The sequence below is a fragment of the Kribbella sp. NBC_00359 genome, assembly GCF_036097425.1.
GTDB lineage: Bacteria > Actinomycetota > Actinomycetes > Propionibacteriales > Kribbellaceae > Kribbella.
Genome location: NZ_CP107975.1, coordinates 6,296,949 through 6,310,246 on the forward strand (window position 1 = coordinate 6,296,949; position 13,298 = coordinate 6,310,246).

At 69.9% G+C, this 13,298-nt stretch carries 15 protein-coding genes; 8 read left to right on the forward strand and 7 right to left on the reverse strand.

What is annotated here, in order from left to right:
• The gene (cpt, locus tag OG876_RS30790; protein ID WP_328520162.1) at nucleotides 1-534 is read left to right on the forward strand and encodes a chloramphenicol phosphotransferase CPT; all 534 of its coding nucleotides are present in this window, start codon (nucleotides 1-3) and stop codon (nucleotides 532-534) included.
• Here the strand turns inward: cpt and OG876_RS30795 are convergent.
• A complete protein-coding gene (locus OG876_RS30795; protein WP_328520163.1) occupies nucleotides 522-1,133 on the reverse strand; it encodes a TetR/AcrR family transcriptional regulator in 612 nt (203 codons plus the stop codon). The genes cpt and OG876_RS30795 overlap by 13 nt on opposite strands.
• A 75-nt stretch (nucleotides 1,134-1,208) precedes the next feature.
• Between OG876_RS30795 and OG876_RS30800 the strand changes: the two genes are divergently transcribed.
• The 3 genes from OG876_RS30800 to OG876_RS30810 are packed head-to-tail and all read left to right on the forward strand — an operon-like array spanning nucleotide 1,209 to nucleotide 3,786.
• Entirely contained in the window at nucleotides 1,209-2,219 is a 1,011-nt protein-coding gene (locus tag OG876_RS30800; protein ID WP_328520164.1) for a hypothetical protein, read from the forward strand.
• Nucleotide 2,220: 1 nt separating this feature from the next.
• A complete protein-coding gene (locus OG876_RS30805; protein WP_328520165.1) occupies nucleotides 2,221-3,165 on the forward strand; it encodes an aldo/keto reductase in 945 nt (314 codons plus the stop codon).
• A 30-nt stretch (nucleotides 3,166-3,195) separates the two neighbouring features.
• Complete coding sequence (locus tag OG876_RS30810) at nucleotides 3,196-3,786, forward strand: TetR/AcrR family transcriptional regulator (RefSeq protein ID WP_328520166.1); 591 nt, start codon at nucleotides 3,196-3,198, stop codon at nucleotides 3,784-3,786.
• On the opposite strand, the gene OG876_RS30815 is transcribed toward OG876_RS30810, so the two are convergent.
• Complete coding sequence (locus OG876_RS30815) at nucleotides 3,773-4,870, reverse strand: aldo/keto reductase (RefSeq protein WP_328520167.1); 1,098 nt, start codon at nucleotides 4,868-4,870, stop codon at nucleotides 3,773-3,775. The two genes, OG876_RS30810 and OG876_RS30815, sit on opposite strands and share 14 nt — an antisense overlap.
• 94 nt (nucleotides 4,871-4,964) lie before the next feature.
• Between OG876_RS30815 and OG876_RS30820 the strand changes: the two genes are divergently transcribed.
• Nucleotides 4,965-6,962 carry a GMC oxidoreductase gene (locus tag OG876_RS30820; RefSeq protein WP_328520168.1) on the forward strand — a complete coding sequence of 666 codons (1,998 nt, stop codon included), beginning with the start codon at nucleotides 4,965-4,967 and terminating at the stop codon, nucleotides 6,960-6,962.
• A 24-nt stretch (nucleotides 6,963-6,986) separates the two neighbouring features.
• Here OG876_RS30820 and OG876_RS30825 read toward each other — a convergent pair whose 3' ends face one another.
• The gene (locus tag OG876_RS30825) at nucleotides 6,987-7,505 is read right to left on the reverse strand and encodes a VOC family protein (protein WP_328520169.1); all 519 of its coding nucleotides are present in this window, start codon (nucleotides 7,503-7,505) and stop codon (nucleotides 6,987-6,989) included.
• 32 nt (nucleotides 7,506-7,537) lie between these two features.
• Nucleotides 7,538-8,266 (reverse strand): LysR substrate-binding domain-containing protein, encoded by a 729-nt coding sequence (locus OG876_RS30830; RefSeq protein ID WP_328520170.1) that lies wholly within the window; start codon nucleotides 8,264-8,266, stop codon nucleotides 7,538-7,540.
• Between the two features lie 48 nt (nucleotides 8,267-8,314).
• Here OG876_RS30830 and OG876_RS30835 point away from each other — a divergent pair, with 48 nt between their 5' ends.
• Complete coding sequence (locus tag OG876_RS30835; RefSeq protein WP_328520171.1) at nucleotides 8,315-8,689, forward strand: DUF5997 family protein; 375 nt, start codon at nucleotides 8,315-8,317, stop codon at nucleotides 8,687-8,689.
• Between the two features lie 9 nt (nucleotides 8,690-8,698).
• On the opposite strand, the gene OG876_RS30840 is transcribed toward OG876_RS30835, so the two are convergent.
• The gene (locus tag OG876_RS30840) at nucleotides 8,699-9,427 is read right to left on the reverse strand and encodes an alanyl-tRNA editing protein (protein ID WP_328520172.1); all 729 of its coding nucleotides are present in this window, start codon (nucleotides 9,425-9,427) and stop codon (nucleotides 8,699-8,701) included.
• Nucleotides 9,428-9,532: 105 nt separating this feature from the next.
• Between OG876_RS30840 and OG876_RS30845 the strand changes: the two genes are divergently transcribed.
• Nucleotides 9,533-9,781 (forward strand): hypothetical protein, encoded by a 249-nt coding sequence (locus OG876_RS30845; RefSeq protein ID WP_328520173.1) that lies wholly within the window; start codon nucleotides 9,533-9,535, stop codon nucleotides 9,779-9,781.
• Here OG876_RS30845 and OG876_RS30850 read toward each other — a convergent pair.
• Nucleotides 9,774-10,931, reverse strand: coding sequence for a pyridoxal phosphate-dependent aminotransferase (locus tag OG876_RS30850; RefSeq protein ID WP_328520174.1), 1,158 nt, complete (start codon nucleotides 10,929-10,931; stop codon nucleotides 9,774-9,776). The two genes, OG876_RS30845 and OG876_RS30850, sit on opposite strands and share 8 nt — an antisense overlap.
• 23 nt (nucleotides 10,932-10,954) lie before the next feature.
• Here OG876_RS30850 and OG876_RS30855 point away from each other — a divergent pair, with 23 nt between their 5' ends.
• Nucleotides 10,955-11,803, forward strand: coding sequence for an NAD-dependent epimerase/dehydratase family protein (locus tag OG876_RS30855; RefSeq protein WP_328520175.1), 849 nt, complete (start codon nucleotides 10,955-10,957; stop codon nucleotides 11,801-11,803).
• On the opposite strand, the gene OG876_RS30860 is transcribed toward OG876_RS30855, so the two are convergent.
• Nucleotides 11,800-13,158: an FAD-binding oxidoreductase gene (locus OG876_RS30860; protein WP_328520176.1), complete on the reverse strand. Its 1,359-nt coding sequence runs from the start codon at nucleotides 13,156-13,158 to the stop codon at nucleotides 11,800-11,802. The two genes, OG876_RS30855 and OG876_RS30860, sit on opposite strands and share 4 nt — an antisense overlap.
• Between the last annotated feature and the right edge of the window lie 140 nt (nucleotides 13,159-13,298).

A 13,298-nucleotide genomic window follows, 5' to 3' on the forward strand; every position in this document is an offset into this window, starting at 1 on the left:
GTGACGGCTCGTTTGGTGATCATCAACGGTGGATCGAGCTCCGGGAAGACCGGGATTGTGCGGTGTCTTCAGGCGGTGCTGGACGAGCCGTGGCTGGCCTTCAGTGTGGACGACTTCGTCGACGCGATGCCGGCCGCGATGGAAGGGGCGGCGGACGGGATCGAGATCGGCCCGGACGGTGCGGTCTCGGTCGGGCCGGCGTTCCGCGAGCTGGAGGCGGCGTGGGTGACCGGCATGGTCGCGATCTGCCGGGCGGGCGGCCGAGTGATCATCGACGACGTCTTCCTCGGCGGCGCGGCCTCCCAGCAGCGGTGGCGCGACGCGATCGGTGACCTCGAGACGCTGTGGGTAGGCGTCCGGTGCGCGCCCGAAGTTGTGGCGGGTCGCGAGCTCGCCCGGGGAGACCGGGCCGTCGGCATGGCCGCGCAGCAGGCGCGGATCGTCCACGAGGGCGTGAAGTACGACGTCGAGGTCGACAGCGCCCACGCCGAGTCGATCGACTGCGCCCGTACCATCGCCGGCTACCTCAGGTAGTCCACCCGCGCGAGTGCGGTGCCGATGCGCCGGCGGTGATCGGCGGCGACCTTGTCGGCGTCGTCGCCCGCCCGGATTCGCCGGACCGACTCGAGGTGCACGGTGCGGTAGGCGGCGACCGTGAGGGCCGCGGTGAGTGGTGCGTCGGGGACGTCGGTGCGATCCATCGCGGCGGCGATCGCCTGCTCGAGGTGGTCGAGCAGCTCGCGGGCACGGGACTGCAGAGCCCGTGACGACGCGACAACTTCCCAGAAGCGGGCGAACTGGCCGCGGATCGCGGCCAGCGGATGCCCGGCGTCGGCCAGGTCGACCAGCAGGGTGGACAGCGCCGCCACCGCGGAGGTACCGGGCGCGCGGTCGGTAACCGCTGCAACGACGAGAGACTCCGCCTCCGGATAGCGGTCGAACAGCATGTCCTCCTTGCGCGCGAAGTGCGCGAAGACGGTCGGCCGGGCCACGTCGGCGGCCTCGGCGACCTCCGACACCGAGACGTCGTCGAAGCCACGCTCCAGGAAGAGCGTGGTGGCGACCTCGGAGATCCGTGTCCGGAGCTCGGCCTTCTTCCGCTCCCGGCGGCCGGGGGCTGCGTGCTGGTCCACAGGAGTCAGGATAGGTGGAGTCATACCCGATAAAAAGATGTACCGAGTATGAGATTGGTTGCTACGCTGCTGACCATGCTTCCTGTTGGGGTGAACTACGACACCGGCCTGCGGTACGACGGCCGCAGCACGCGCACCCGGTTCGACGCCGGAACGGTGCAGGACGAGCTGCGGCTGATTGCGAACGACCTGCACGCTCCGGCGGTCCGGGTGTCGGGCAACGACCCGGACCGGCTGGTGATCGCGGGAGAGGCGGCCCTGGAGGCCGGGCTCGACCTATGGTTCTCGCCGGTTCCGATGGATCTCGAGCCGGACGACTTCATCGCGTTCCTGACTGATTGCGGCGCCCGGGCGGAGACACTGCGGCAGTCCGGCCGGGGCGACGTCGTACTGGTGCTCGGGTGCGAGCTGTCCGTGTTCTGCAAGGGCTTCGTGCCGGGCGAGACCTCGGGGGAGCGGCTGGCGACGATGGCCGATCCGGCCACCTGGACCGATGAGGAGAAGATGGCGCAGTTGTTCGCCGGGCTGGCGCGCTGGGGCGAGGTCCAGCAGCAGTTGGTGACGGCGGCCCGCGGGGTGTTCGGCGGCCGGATCACCTACGCCGCGGGGCTGTGGGAGGACGTGAACTGGGAGCTGTTCGACATCGTCAGTGTCGACGCCTACCGCGACGCCGCCAACGCGGCGAACTTCCGGGACGAACTGCAGGCCCGGCTGAAGTGGGGCAAGCCGGTGGCGGTCACCGAGTTCGGCTGCTGCGCCTATCAGGGTGCGGCCGATCGCGGCGGTTCGGGCTGGATGATCGTCGACCGGAGTGCCGAGCCGCCGGCGATCAACGGGACCTACCAGCGCGACGAGGAGGAACAAGTGGAGTACCTGCTGGAGCTCGTCGAGGAGTTCGACCGGATCGAACTCGCGGCCGCGTTCTGGTTCAGCTTCGCCGGCTACGAACTGCAGCACCGTCCCGATGATCCACAGCACGACCTCGACCTGTCGTCGTACGGGCTGGTCGCGGTCGACGACGACGGGCGGTGGACGCCGAAGCGGGTGTTCGGGAAGCTCGCCGAGCTGAACGACGGGCGGCGCTGAGATGGAGCAGGTCCGGCTCGGGGCGACCGGTCTGCGGGTCTCGCGGATCTGCCTGGGGATGATGAGCTTCGGCACCGGCGGGGCGCGGGAGTGGCATCTCGGTGAGGAGGCCGCGGAGCCGATCGTCCGCCGGGCGGTCGAGGGCGGCGTGACGTTCTTCGACACCGCCGACGCCTACTCCAAGGGGACTGGGGAGGAGCTGACCGGGCGGCTGCTGGGCAAGTTCTTCGGCCGGCGTGAGGACTACGTGCTGGCGACCAAGGTGTACTACCCGACCGGCCCGGGCCCGAACGATCGCGGCCTGTCCCGCAAGCACATCCTGGACGCGATCGACGCGTCGCTGCGCCGGCTCGGCACGGAGTACGTCGACCTCTACCAGATCCACCGGTGGGACGACGAGACGCCGATCGAGGAGACGATGGAAGCACTCGCGGACGTCGTCCGCGCGGGCAAGGTCCGGTACCTCGGCGCGTCGAGCATGTTCGCCTGGCAGTTCGCGAAGGCGCAGCGGGTGGCGCCGATCCCGTTCGTCTCGATGCAGAACCACTACAACCTGGTCTACCGCGAGGAAGAGCGCGAGATGATCCCGCTCTGCATCGACCAGGGCGTCGGCGTCATCCCCTACAGCCCGCTGGCCCGCGGCCTGCTCGCCGGGACCGGAGGTACGGCGAGATCCGGCGCGGACCCGGTCGCCGACGACCTGTACGGCGAGAGCGACCTGGCGGTGGTGGAGGCCGTCCGTGCGGTCGCGGCCGAGCGCGAAGTAGCACCCGCACAGGTCGCGCTCGCGTGGCTGATGGGCGCTCTCGGCGTGACCGCGCCGATCGTCGGCGCCACGAAGCTCCAGCACGTCGAGGACGCGGTCGCCGCGGCCGACCTGACCCTGACCTCCGACGAGCGAGCCCGCGTGGAGGCGCCGTACCGTCCGCATCCGGTCACGACGTAGCTCATTGGACCGGCGGGTACAGTCACTGGTGTGCTGACGGCGAAGGGTGTGGCGACGCGGGAGCGGATCGTGGCGGCGGCCGCGGCCGAGATCCGGGAGCGCGGGGTCTCCGCGGTGACTCTGGACGACGTCGGGCGGCGGAGCCGGACCGGCAAGAGCCAGCTGTTCCATTACTTCCCGGACGGCAAGGAGCAGTTGCTGCTGGCGGTGGCGGAGCGCGAGGCCGATCAGGTGCTGGAGGATCAGGAGCCGCACCTCGGGCAGTTGACCTCGTGGGACGCCTGGCACGAGTGGCGTGACGCCGTCGTCGAGAAGTACCGGCGCCAAGGGGTGAACTGCCCACTCGGCGTACTGATCACCGAGATCGGCCGGCACACCCCGGCGGCGCAGGCGGTGACCGCCAAGCTGCTGTCGCAGTGGCAGCGCCGGATCCAGGCCGGCATCGAGGACATGAAGGCCGCGGGCGAGATCCGGTCCGACGTGGATCCCGCCCGTGCCTCCGCGGCGCTGGTCGCCTCGATCCAGGGCGGCGTCGCCATCCTGATGTCGAGCGGCTCGGCCCAGCATCTCGAGTACGCCTTGGATCTGTGCCTGGACTACCTGCGCGCTAGTTCCAGTTGAGCACGGGCGGGCGGTAGCCGGCCGGCTTGTCCGCGACCTTCGCATTCGGGTTGACCAGCCAGCCCTGGTACGCCGGCGTGAACATCCGGTAGACCGACTCCGGCGGTACGGCGCTGGCCTCGTCGAGCGCCATCCGGAGCTCGTCCGGCAGCTCGAAGTCGAGGGCCTTCATGCTGGACCGCAGTTGCTCCGGGCTGCTCGCACCGACGATCGCGGAAGCGATCCCAGGCTGCGTCGCGACCCAGTTGATGGCGACCTGGGCCATCGTCACGCCGAGCTTGTCCGCCACCGACTCCACTGTCTTCAACAGGTCCCAGTGCCGATCGGACCACACCCGCACCGGCGCGCCATCGCCGGTGAGACGCCCGTCGCCGGCCACGCCTTGTGAGTCGTCCCGCCGGTACTTCCCGGTCAGGAACCCGCTGCCGAGCGGACTCCACGCCGTGATCCCGAGCCCGAGCTGCTGCCCGACCGGGACATGCTCGGTCTCGATCGTCCGCTCGACCAACGAGTACGGCAGTTGCAGGTTGACCATCGGCGTCATCGCGTGCGCGTCCGCGAGGGTCTGCGCGCGAGCGGCGTACCAGGCCGGTACGTCGGACAGCCCGGCGTACCGGATCTTGCCGGCGCGGGTGAGGTCGTCGAGCGTGCGGAGGACCTCCTCGACCGGGGTGATCCGGTCCCAGGTGTGGAGCAGGAAGAGGTCGAGGTAGTCGGTGCCGAGGCGGCGCAGGGACGCCTCGACCGCGCGGATCAGGTGCTTGCGGCCGTTGCCGCCCGCGTTCGGGTCACCGGGGTCGACACTGTTGGTCGCCTTGGTGGTGAGCACCATCCGCTCGCGGATCCCGGACTCCGCGATCAGCTTGCCGAGGATCCGCTCGCTCTCGCCCGCGGTGTAGAAGTCGGCCGTGTCGAGAAAGTTGCCTCCGGCATCGACGTACGCGCGGAAGATCGCCCGTGCCTCGTCCTCGGTCTTCCCGTACGGCGCGTGGAAGCCGGCCGTGCCGAAGTTCATCGTGCCCAGGGCCAGCCGGCTGACGCGGAGTCCCGACCGGCCGAGCAGGTAATAGTCGTCAAGTGCCATGCCCACAGGGTGGCTCGGCAAAAATGGACCGGCAAGTACAAACTGGTCAGGCGTCTCCCACGACAACTGGGGCAACGTCTGATTGGGTTGGTCCGTGCGATTGTCTGAGCAGCAGCGGATGGTGCTGGAGCGGCTGGCGGAGGTCGCCGTACCGAGGGACGATTTCCCGTCGGCGGCGGAGGCCGGGGCGGTGGAGTTCATCGAGCGGGTGCTGACGCTCGATCGGCCGGACTGGCGGGCGCGGGTGGAGCGGGCGCTGGAGATGGCCGGGCCGGAGCCCGACCTCGAGGCGGTGCTCGCGGACGATGACGGTGCTTGGCTCGTGCGGCTGGTGCAGCAGGGGTACTACGCGGACCCGGCGGCGTGGGCGATGGTCGGCTGGCAGACAGGCGACTTTCCGGCAGTCGAGACCGAGCTGACAGTCACACCGCGGACTGCGTTGGCGGATCGGTACGACTGTGTCGTGATCGGCTCGGGTGCGGGCGGTGGAGCGGCGGCGCAGGTGCTGGCCGAGTCCGGGCGGTCCGTGCTGGTGGTGGAGACCGGGCGCTACCCGACCACGGCATCGCTGACGCACGACCATCTGCGGAACCCTCGCTCGGTGGCCGGGCTGCCGGCCGTGACCGATCCCGATCCGCACGGGCGACCACGGATCGCCGTGGTCGACGGCGTACCGAGTCAGGTGCTGCCGCCTGATGGTGGTTGGGGCAACAACGCCTTCACGGTCGGCGGTGGCACCCGGGTGTACGGCGCGCAGGCGTGGCGGTTCGTCCCGCGCGACTTCACGATGGCCACGACGTACGGCGTACCCGAGGGAAGTGCGCTGGCGGACTGGCCGATCACGTACGACGACCTGGAGCCGTACTACTCGTTGGCCGAGCAACGGTTCGGTGTGAGCGGTGGAGGAACGGATCCATGGCACGAGCCACGGTCGATCCCGCTGCCGATGCCGCCCCTGCCGCGGACCGGTCCGGCTGACCGCCTCGCCGCGGCCGCTGACCGGTTGGGTTGGGGGATTCTCGACGTACCGCTGCTGATCAACTCGGTCGACTACCGGGGGCGGGCCGCCTGCGTCCGGTGCGGGCAGTGCGTCGGCTTCGCTTGCCCGGTTGAGGCGAAGGCGGGCACTCACAACACCTCGCTGCCGGCCGCACTGGCGACTGGTCGCTGCACGCTGGTGACCGAGACGACAGCCGAGCGTCTGGTCACCGACCAGTCCGGCCGGGTCACCGGCGTCGCACTGGTCGCTGACGACGGGTACGGCGGGATCTGGCGACGGACTGTGGAGTGCGCGGACGTGGTGGTCGCCGCGGGTGCCTCCGAGACACCTCGGCTGTTGCTGAACAGTGCCCACGAGCACGAGCCGAACGGCCTCGGCAACAACCAGGATCAGGTCGGCAGGCACCTCCAGGCCCACGTGTACGCCGGAGCGGCCGGACTGTTCGACGACGAGGTGATGGACCTGGTCGGGCCCGGGGCGTCGATCGCGACCTGCGACTTCCGGCATGGCAACGACGGGATCATCGGTGGCGGGATGCTGGCCAACGAGTTCGTGCCGACGCCGGCCGCGACGTACGACTATCTGGCCGGTGCCGGGCTGATCCCCCGCGCCGGGGCTGTGGGGAAGGCGGCGATGCGGCGCGAGTCGCGGCGGATGCTGCGCGTGGTCGGGCCGATCCAGGAGGTGTCGTCGGCGGAGTCGCGGGTCCGGGTCGATCCCCGCGTCCTCGACCGCTTCGGGAACCCGGTGGTCGTGATCAGTGGGTCGATCCATCCGGAGGATGTGCGGGCGCACGGCTTCATGAGCGCGAAGGCCCGGCAGTGGCTGGAGGAGGCCGGTGCCGTACGGACGGCCGTTGGTCAGGTCGGCACGCTGGGACGGGCGAGCAGTGGGCAGCACCAGGCCGGGACGTGCCGGATGGGCGACGATCCGGCCCGGTCGGTCACCGATCCGTACGGGCGGGTGTGGGGACACGACAACGTGTGGATCGCCGACGCGTCGGTGCACGTGACGAACGGGGGAGTGAACCCGGTGCTGACCGTGCTGGCCGGCTCACTCCGGATCGCCGACCACCTGGTCGCTAGCCGCTGAGCTCAGGACGCTCTACGAGCGAGCTCAGCCCAGGACGCGCGAGATGCCGACGCCGCTGCGGGCGTCGCGGCCGTACTTGGCGACCTCGGCGGCCAGGTCCAGTCGCGCGACGCCGGCCTTCTGCCGGTCCTCGTCCGTGAGCAGGTGCGCCGGGATGATCCAGACGATCTCGAACTCGAGCCCGTTCGGGTCCTTGCCGTACAGCGACTTCGTCGTCCCGTGGTCCGACGCGCCGACCAGGGCGCCGTGCTCGCTCAGCGTCGTGGCCAGATCCTCGAGGTCGCCGAGCGTGTCCACCTCCCAGGCGAGGTGGTAGAGGCCGACCGTCGACCGGCCGGCGCCGGACGGCCCGGCCTCCGATCCGATCTGGAACAGCCCGAGATCGTGGTCGTTCGTCGACCCCGGCGCCCGGAGGAAGGCCGCGCCCTGCATCGCGTCACCGCCCTCGGTGTAGCCGAAGCCGAGCACGTCCCGGTAGAACGCGACGCTCTCGGCCACGTCCCGGACGTACAGCACCGCGTGATTCAACCGGAAGATCGCCATGAGGGCATGGTAGTTGAGAACTCAATCGGATACTAGCGCCGGCGCGACGGCTTGCGCCGCCCGCCGGCGGGAGCCTGCTTGCCGGTCTTCTGCCCGCTCTTCTGTGCGCCCTTCTGGGCCGTCTTCTTCGCCGCGGTCTTGGCTGGCTTCTCGGCCGGGGCCGGACCGCGGGTGCTGTTGACCGTCCGGCCGCGGACGATGCCGATGAACTGCTCCACCAGCTCCGAGGTGTCGTCGTCGCGCCAGGACAGCGCGATCTGTGACTCCGGCGCGTCGGTGAGCGGCCGGTAGGTCAGGTCCTTGCGGTGGTGCAGCCGGGCCAGCGACTGCGGTACGACGAGCAACCCGGTGCCCATGGCAACCAACGCGACCGCGTCCGCGGTGCCGGCCGGGCGTTCGCCGATGATCCGCCCCGGTGGGCGGTCCCAGCCGAGGACGTCGTCCATCGGATGCAGCATGAGTTCGTCCGCGAGGTCCGCGGTGGTCACCTCGTCGGCCGCCGTAACCACGTGGTCCTTCGGGACCACGACCACCGTCTGCTCGACGTACAAGGGAATGGCGTGCAGGCCGTCGCGGTCGATCGGCAGCCGGAGCAGGATGGCGTCGGCCTCGCCGCCGCGGACCAGTGCGGGCGCGTCGGCGGCGGCGACCTGGATCAGCTCCAGCGGGACCCGGGGCAACCGCTCCGTCCAGATCCGCACCCACTTGGCGGGTGTCACGCCGGGCACGTAGCCCAGCCGGAAGGAGGATTGTCCGGTCACGGCAGTCAGGTTACCGGGCGTGATCAGGGCACGGACTACGCTGCTGCCATGACAGCGCGCAAGACACCCCAGACGATGAAGCCCGCGACGGCGGCGAAGAAGCTGGACGTGTACCTCCCGGCCACCCCTGCCGAGTTCCAGGAGGGCGTCGTGTCGCGCGACGAGCTGAATGCGCTGCAGGCGGACCCGCCCGAATGGCTGCGCGAGCTCCGGCGGACCGGACCGCACCCGCGCTCGGTGGTGGCGGCCAGGCTCGGAGTCTCGATCAGCGGCCTGGCTCGCGCCGGGATCACCGAGGCGCTGACCACCGACGACATCGAGGCCATCCGCGCCGAGAACCCGGACTGGCTGGAGCACGAACGTGCAACGCAGGCCGAGGTCCGCCGGCAAGAAGCCGAGCTGAAGAAGAAGGCGCGCTCGTAGCCGTCCGCTTCAGCTGAGGCGGACGCGGAGGCGGCGGAAGCCCCGGCCCTTGCTCTCCATCTTGACCACTTCCATCCGGCCGATCAGCGCGGTCGAGGCGACATGCGTCCCGCCGTCGGCCTGGGTGTCCAGACCGTCGATGTCGACGATGCGTACGACCTCGATGTCGGGTGGCAAGAGGTTCGTGGCGGTGCGGATGATGTCCGGGATCGCGAACGCCTCGTCCCGGGGCAGGTTGCTCACCGTGATCCGGCGATCGGTCCGGATCTCCGCGTTCACCGCCTCGGCGACGCGGTCCTTGAAGTCCGGCGGCACCTCGGAGAGATCGAAGTCCATCCGGGCGGTGAGCGGCTCCATGTTCCCGCCCGTGACCAGCGCGCCGTAGTCGCGGAACACCACGCCCGTCAGCACGTGCAGACCGGAGTGCGTTCGCATCAACGCCGTACGACGCTCGTCGTCGAGCGCCCCGCGGACGGCGGTCCCGACCGGCGGCACCGGGTCACCCTCCTGCGGCACCAGGTAGAGATCGTCCCCCTTGACCGTCCCCACGATCCGGGTCCGCACCCCGCCCCACAACAGCACACCCTCATCCGGCGGCTGCCCACCCCCACCCGGATAGAAGGCAGACCGGTCCAGCACGATCCCACGCTCCGGATCGACCCCGACCACCGTCGCGTCCCACTCCCGTACCGATGCATCCTCGAGATCCAGCCGATGCGTATGCCCATGCAGCTCCATGACCGCACTCTGCCACAGCCGGATCCGCCTGCAGGGTTCACGTGTCCTCCGGTCGGCGCGATTCGGCAAGCGGTCTCCAATCGACGAGAATGGCCCCCATACGGCGTGACCGCGCCGGGCGACGGTCCCGGCGCCGACCGGTATGACGAGGCGTATCTCTACGACCTGATGGCGGATCCGGACGAGCTCGACAACCTGATCGGCTACCAGTCGCACGCGCACGTCGCCGAGCGGCTTCGCGAGCGGCTCGTGCGGCGGATGGCCGAGGCGGGGGAGAGTGTCCCGGCTATCACGCCCAGCCCCGAGCGTCCGTCGGGACAACGGCTCGTCCACCCGGCGGAGGCCTTCAGCTGACGAGTGCCGTGAAGGCGTCGAGAGCGCGGCGGATGTTGTCGACCGAGTTCGCGTAGGAGAAGCGCAGGTGGTTCTCGCCGTACCCGCCGAACGACGTACCGGGGAGGCAGGCCACGCCGGCTTCGTCGAGCAGGCGGTCGGCCAGGGTCGCCGCGGCCAGGCCGAGCTCGCTGATGTTGGGGAAGGCGTAGAAGGCGCCGCCGGGCTCGACGCAGGAGACGCCTGGTACGGCGTTCAGGCCGGAGACGATGACCTCGCGGCGTTCGCGGAAGGCCGCGAGCATCCGGTCGACGCCGTCCCACGGGCCTTCCAAGGCGGCGATGGCGGCGTACTGGCTGAAGGCCGACGTACAGGACACCGAGTTGATCAGCAGGCGGGTCACCGGCTCGACCAGGGGTTGCGGGAAGACGCCGAAGCCGAGCCGCCAGCCCGTCATCGCGAACGTCTTCGACCAGCCGTCGAGGAGGACGGTCCGCTCGGCCATCCCGTCGAGGTCGAGGACGCTGTGGTGATCGCCGTCGTAGCGCAGCGCCCAGTAGACCTCGTCGCTGAGGACGACGAGATCGTGCTCGATCGCGATCTCGGCGATCGCCCGCAGTTGCTCGGGGGTCGATGCGCTGCCGCACGGGTTGTGCGGGGAGTTGAGGATCAGCAGCTTGGTCCGGTCGGTGACGAGCGACCGCAGTTCGTCGGGGTCGATGACGAACCCGTTCTCCTCGCGCAGCGGCACCGGCACCGGCTTCGCGCCGGCGAACGCGGCGATCGACGCGTACATCGGGAAGCCGGGGTCGGGGTAGAGGACCTCGTCGCCCTCCTCGCACAACGCCATGATCGTGAAGAACATGATGGGCTTGGCGCCAGGCGTGATCAGCACCCGGTCCGGGCTGGTCGTCATCCGGCCGGTGCGCTCGAGGAACTCGGTGACGGCGGTCCGCAACTCCGGGATCCCGGGCGCCGGCACGTAGTGCGTGAAGCCCTTGTCCAGGGCCTGCTGCGCGGCGGCGATCACGTGCTCCGGGGTGTCGAAGTCCGGCTCCCCGATCTCCAGATGCACGACCTCCCGCCCACTCGCCTCCAGCGCCTTCGCCTTGGCCAGCACCTCGAACGCAGACTCGGTCCCGAGACGTTCCATCCGCCCAGCAAGCTTCACAGGCTCCACCCTAGTCTGAACGCATGACACGAGTAGCGGTGACCGGGAGCAGCGGCAAGCTCGGCCGGGCAGTGGTCGACCACCTCACGGACCACGGCTGGGACGTGGTCGCCCTCGACCAGTCCCCGCCGGCGCGGGCCGATGTGGTGTCGACGCGGCTCGACCTGACCGATTTCGGTCAGACCTACGAGGCGATCGCCGGGATCGACGACCGGCACGACGGGGTGGACGCGGTGGTGCACCTGGCCGCGATCCCGGCGCCCGGGCTGCGGCCGAACGCGGCGACGTTCCAGAACAACATGACCGCCACCTACAACGTGTTCTCCGCGGCACTGCGGGCCGGCGTCCGGAACATCGTGTGGGCGTCCAGCGAGACCGTGCTCGGACTGCCGTTCGACGAGTTCCCGCCGTACGTGCCGGTGGACGAGGACTACCCGCCGCGGCCGAACAGCACGTACTCGCTGGTGAAGACGCTCGAGGAGGAGCTGGCCCGGCAGCTGTGCCGGTGGCATCCGGACCTCAAGCTGATCGGCCTGCGGTTCTCGAACGTGATGTATCCCGAGGACTACGTCCGCTTCCCGTCCTTCAACGCCGACGCGCACGCGCGCAAGTGGAACCTCTGGGGCTACATCGACGCCCGCGACGGCGCCCAAGCGGTCCGCAAGGCGCTCGAGTACGGCGTGACCGGGACGGACGTGTTCATCGTCGCCAACGCGGACACGGTGATGTCCCGGCCCAACGAGCAGCTGCTCGCCGAGGTTTTCCCCGGCGTGCCGGTGAAGCGCCCGTTCGGCCCGAACGAGACACTCCTGTCCATCGACAAGGCACGCCGGCTGCTCGGCTACGACCCCGAGCACTCCTGGCGGGACTAGCCGGGACCGTAGGGGAACACCTTCTCCGGGTCGTACGTCGCGCGGACCTCGGCGAGCCGGGTGAACGTGTCGGCTGGCCAGGACGCTCGGTAGGAACCAGGCACGGCGAAGGCGCCGGCGAAGTTGACCGTGGTCTCGGCGGAGATCCAGGGGCCCAGCTTGGCCAGGACGCCGTCGCCCGTTGCCGGCAGCACCTGCTCGAACAGGCCCGGATCGGGTACGCCGATCATCATCAGCGTGCCGGCCGCACCACGACCGCCGACCGCACTGCCCTCCGGTACGTCGCGCTGCGTCGCTCCACCGAGATGCCGGAGCTCGATCGCGACCAAGGGCAGCTGCCGGTCCGGACCGGCAGCGTCGAGGAACGCCTCGACGAAGCCCGAGCCGAACCCGGTCAGCATCACACCGCGATCCCACGACGCGGTCGGGTCCTTCGGGTCGTTGTGGATCAGTGCGATGTCACTGGCCGGCATCTCGCCGACAGCGTCGATCAGCGTCGTACCGGCATCCCGGATCGGCTGGAACAGTCGCTTGCCCTCGGCAACATCACCGACGAAGGCGAAGCGGACGGTGAGAACGGTCTTGCCGCGGAGCGGTTCGGGGATGAAGTCGAGCGGCGGCAGCCGGAGCACCACCACCGACGAATTCGCTGCCTCGGGCAACGTCTTGGTCCAGTCGGCCCACGCGGTCAGTACTGGAGGGATGTGCTCGGCGTCGAAGAACACCGACCCGCCGTACAGCGTGGTCAGCTCGACCAGACCGAAGTCCATCGACGTGACGATGCCGAATCCGCCCTTGCCGCCGCGCAGGGCCCAGAACAGGTCGGGATGCTCGGTCGCCGTTGCCGTCACGACCTCGCCCGCCCCGGTGACCACGCGGAAGCCGCGGGCCCAGTCGGACGAGAAGCCGTAGGTCCGCGCCAGCGGGCCGAGGCCACCGCCGAGCGTGTAGCCGATGCAGCCGACCACGTCGGACGCGCCGGTGATCGGGGCGAGCCCGTGCTCGGCAGCGCCCGTGACGACATCGGCCCAGACGCAGCCCGCGTTGATCTGCGCCACCTTCTCGTCCGGGTCGACAGTCACGCCGGCCAGCCGGGACGTGGTGACCAGGATGCCGTCGGTGACGGGAATCGGTACCCCGTGCCCGGTCGCCAGCACGCGGACCGGCGTACCGGTCTCCGCTGCGGCCCGAACCACTGCCACGGCGTCGGCCTCACTGGTGATGCCGACCGCCAGAGCCGGACTGTGCACCACCGCCGTGTTGAACCCGGCCAGTTCCTCGGTGAAGCCTTCATCCCCCGGCTCCAGAACCGGTCCGGTTACCTCAGCCCGAAGCCGCTCGGCCAATCCACCCACGATGTCCTCCCCAAAGTCGCCGACCGGCGTCAGTTTTCCTGCCGCGAGGGTCATTAGGGGGACCCGACTCGACGGTAATGCCCTCGGACTGAAAACCTGTGCCAGCGGTTGGCGATCCCAACCGTACAAGGCAGGGTGAG

Coding starts and splice junctions, on each gene's coding strand:
- OG876_RS30800 (WP_328520164.1), top strand. CDS start 1,209: ATGCTTCCTGTTGGGGTGAACTACGACACCGGCCTGCGGTACGACGGC.
- OG876_RS30805 (WP_328520165.1), top strand. CDS start 2,221: ATGGAGCAGGTCCGGCTCGGGGCGACCGGTCTGCGGGTCTCGCGGATC.
- OG876_RS30815 (WP_328520167.1), bottom strand. CDS start 4,870: ATGGCACTTGACGACTATTACCTGCTCGGCCGGTCGGGACTCCGCGTC.
- OG876_RS30825 (WP_328520169.1), bottom strand. CDS start 7,505: ATGGCGATCTTCCGGTTGAATCACGCGGTGCTGTACGTCCGGGACGTG.
- OG876_RS30835 (WP_328520171.1), top strand. CDS start 8,315: ATGACAGCGCGCAAGACACCCCAGACGATGAAGCCCGCGACGGCGGCG.
- OG876_RS30840 (WP_328520172.1), bottom strand. CDS start 9,427: ATGGAGCTGCATGGGCATACGCATCGGCTGGATCTCGAGGATGCATCG.
- OG876_RS30855 (WP_328520175.1), top strand. CDS start 10,955: ATGACACGAGTAGCGGTGACCGGGAGCAGCGGCAAGCTCGGCCGGGCA.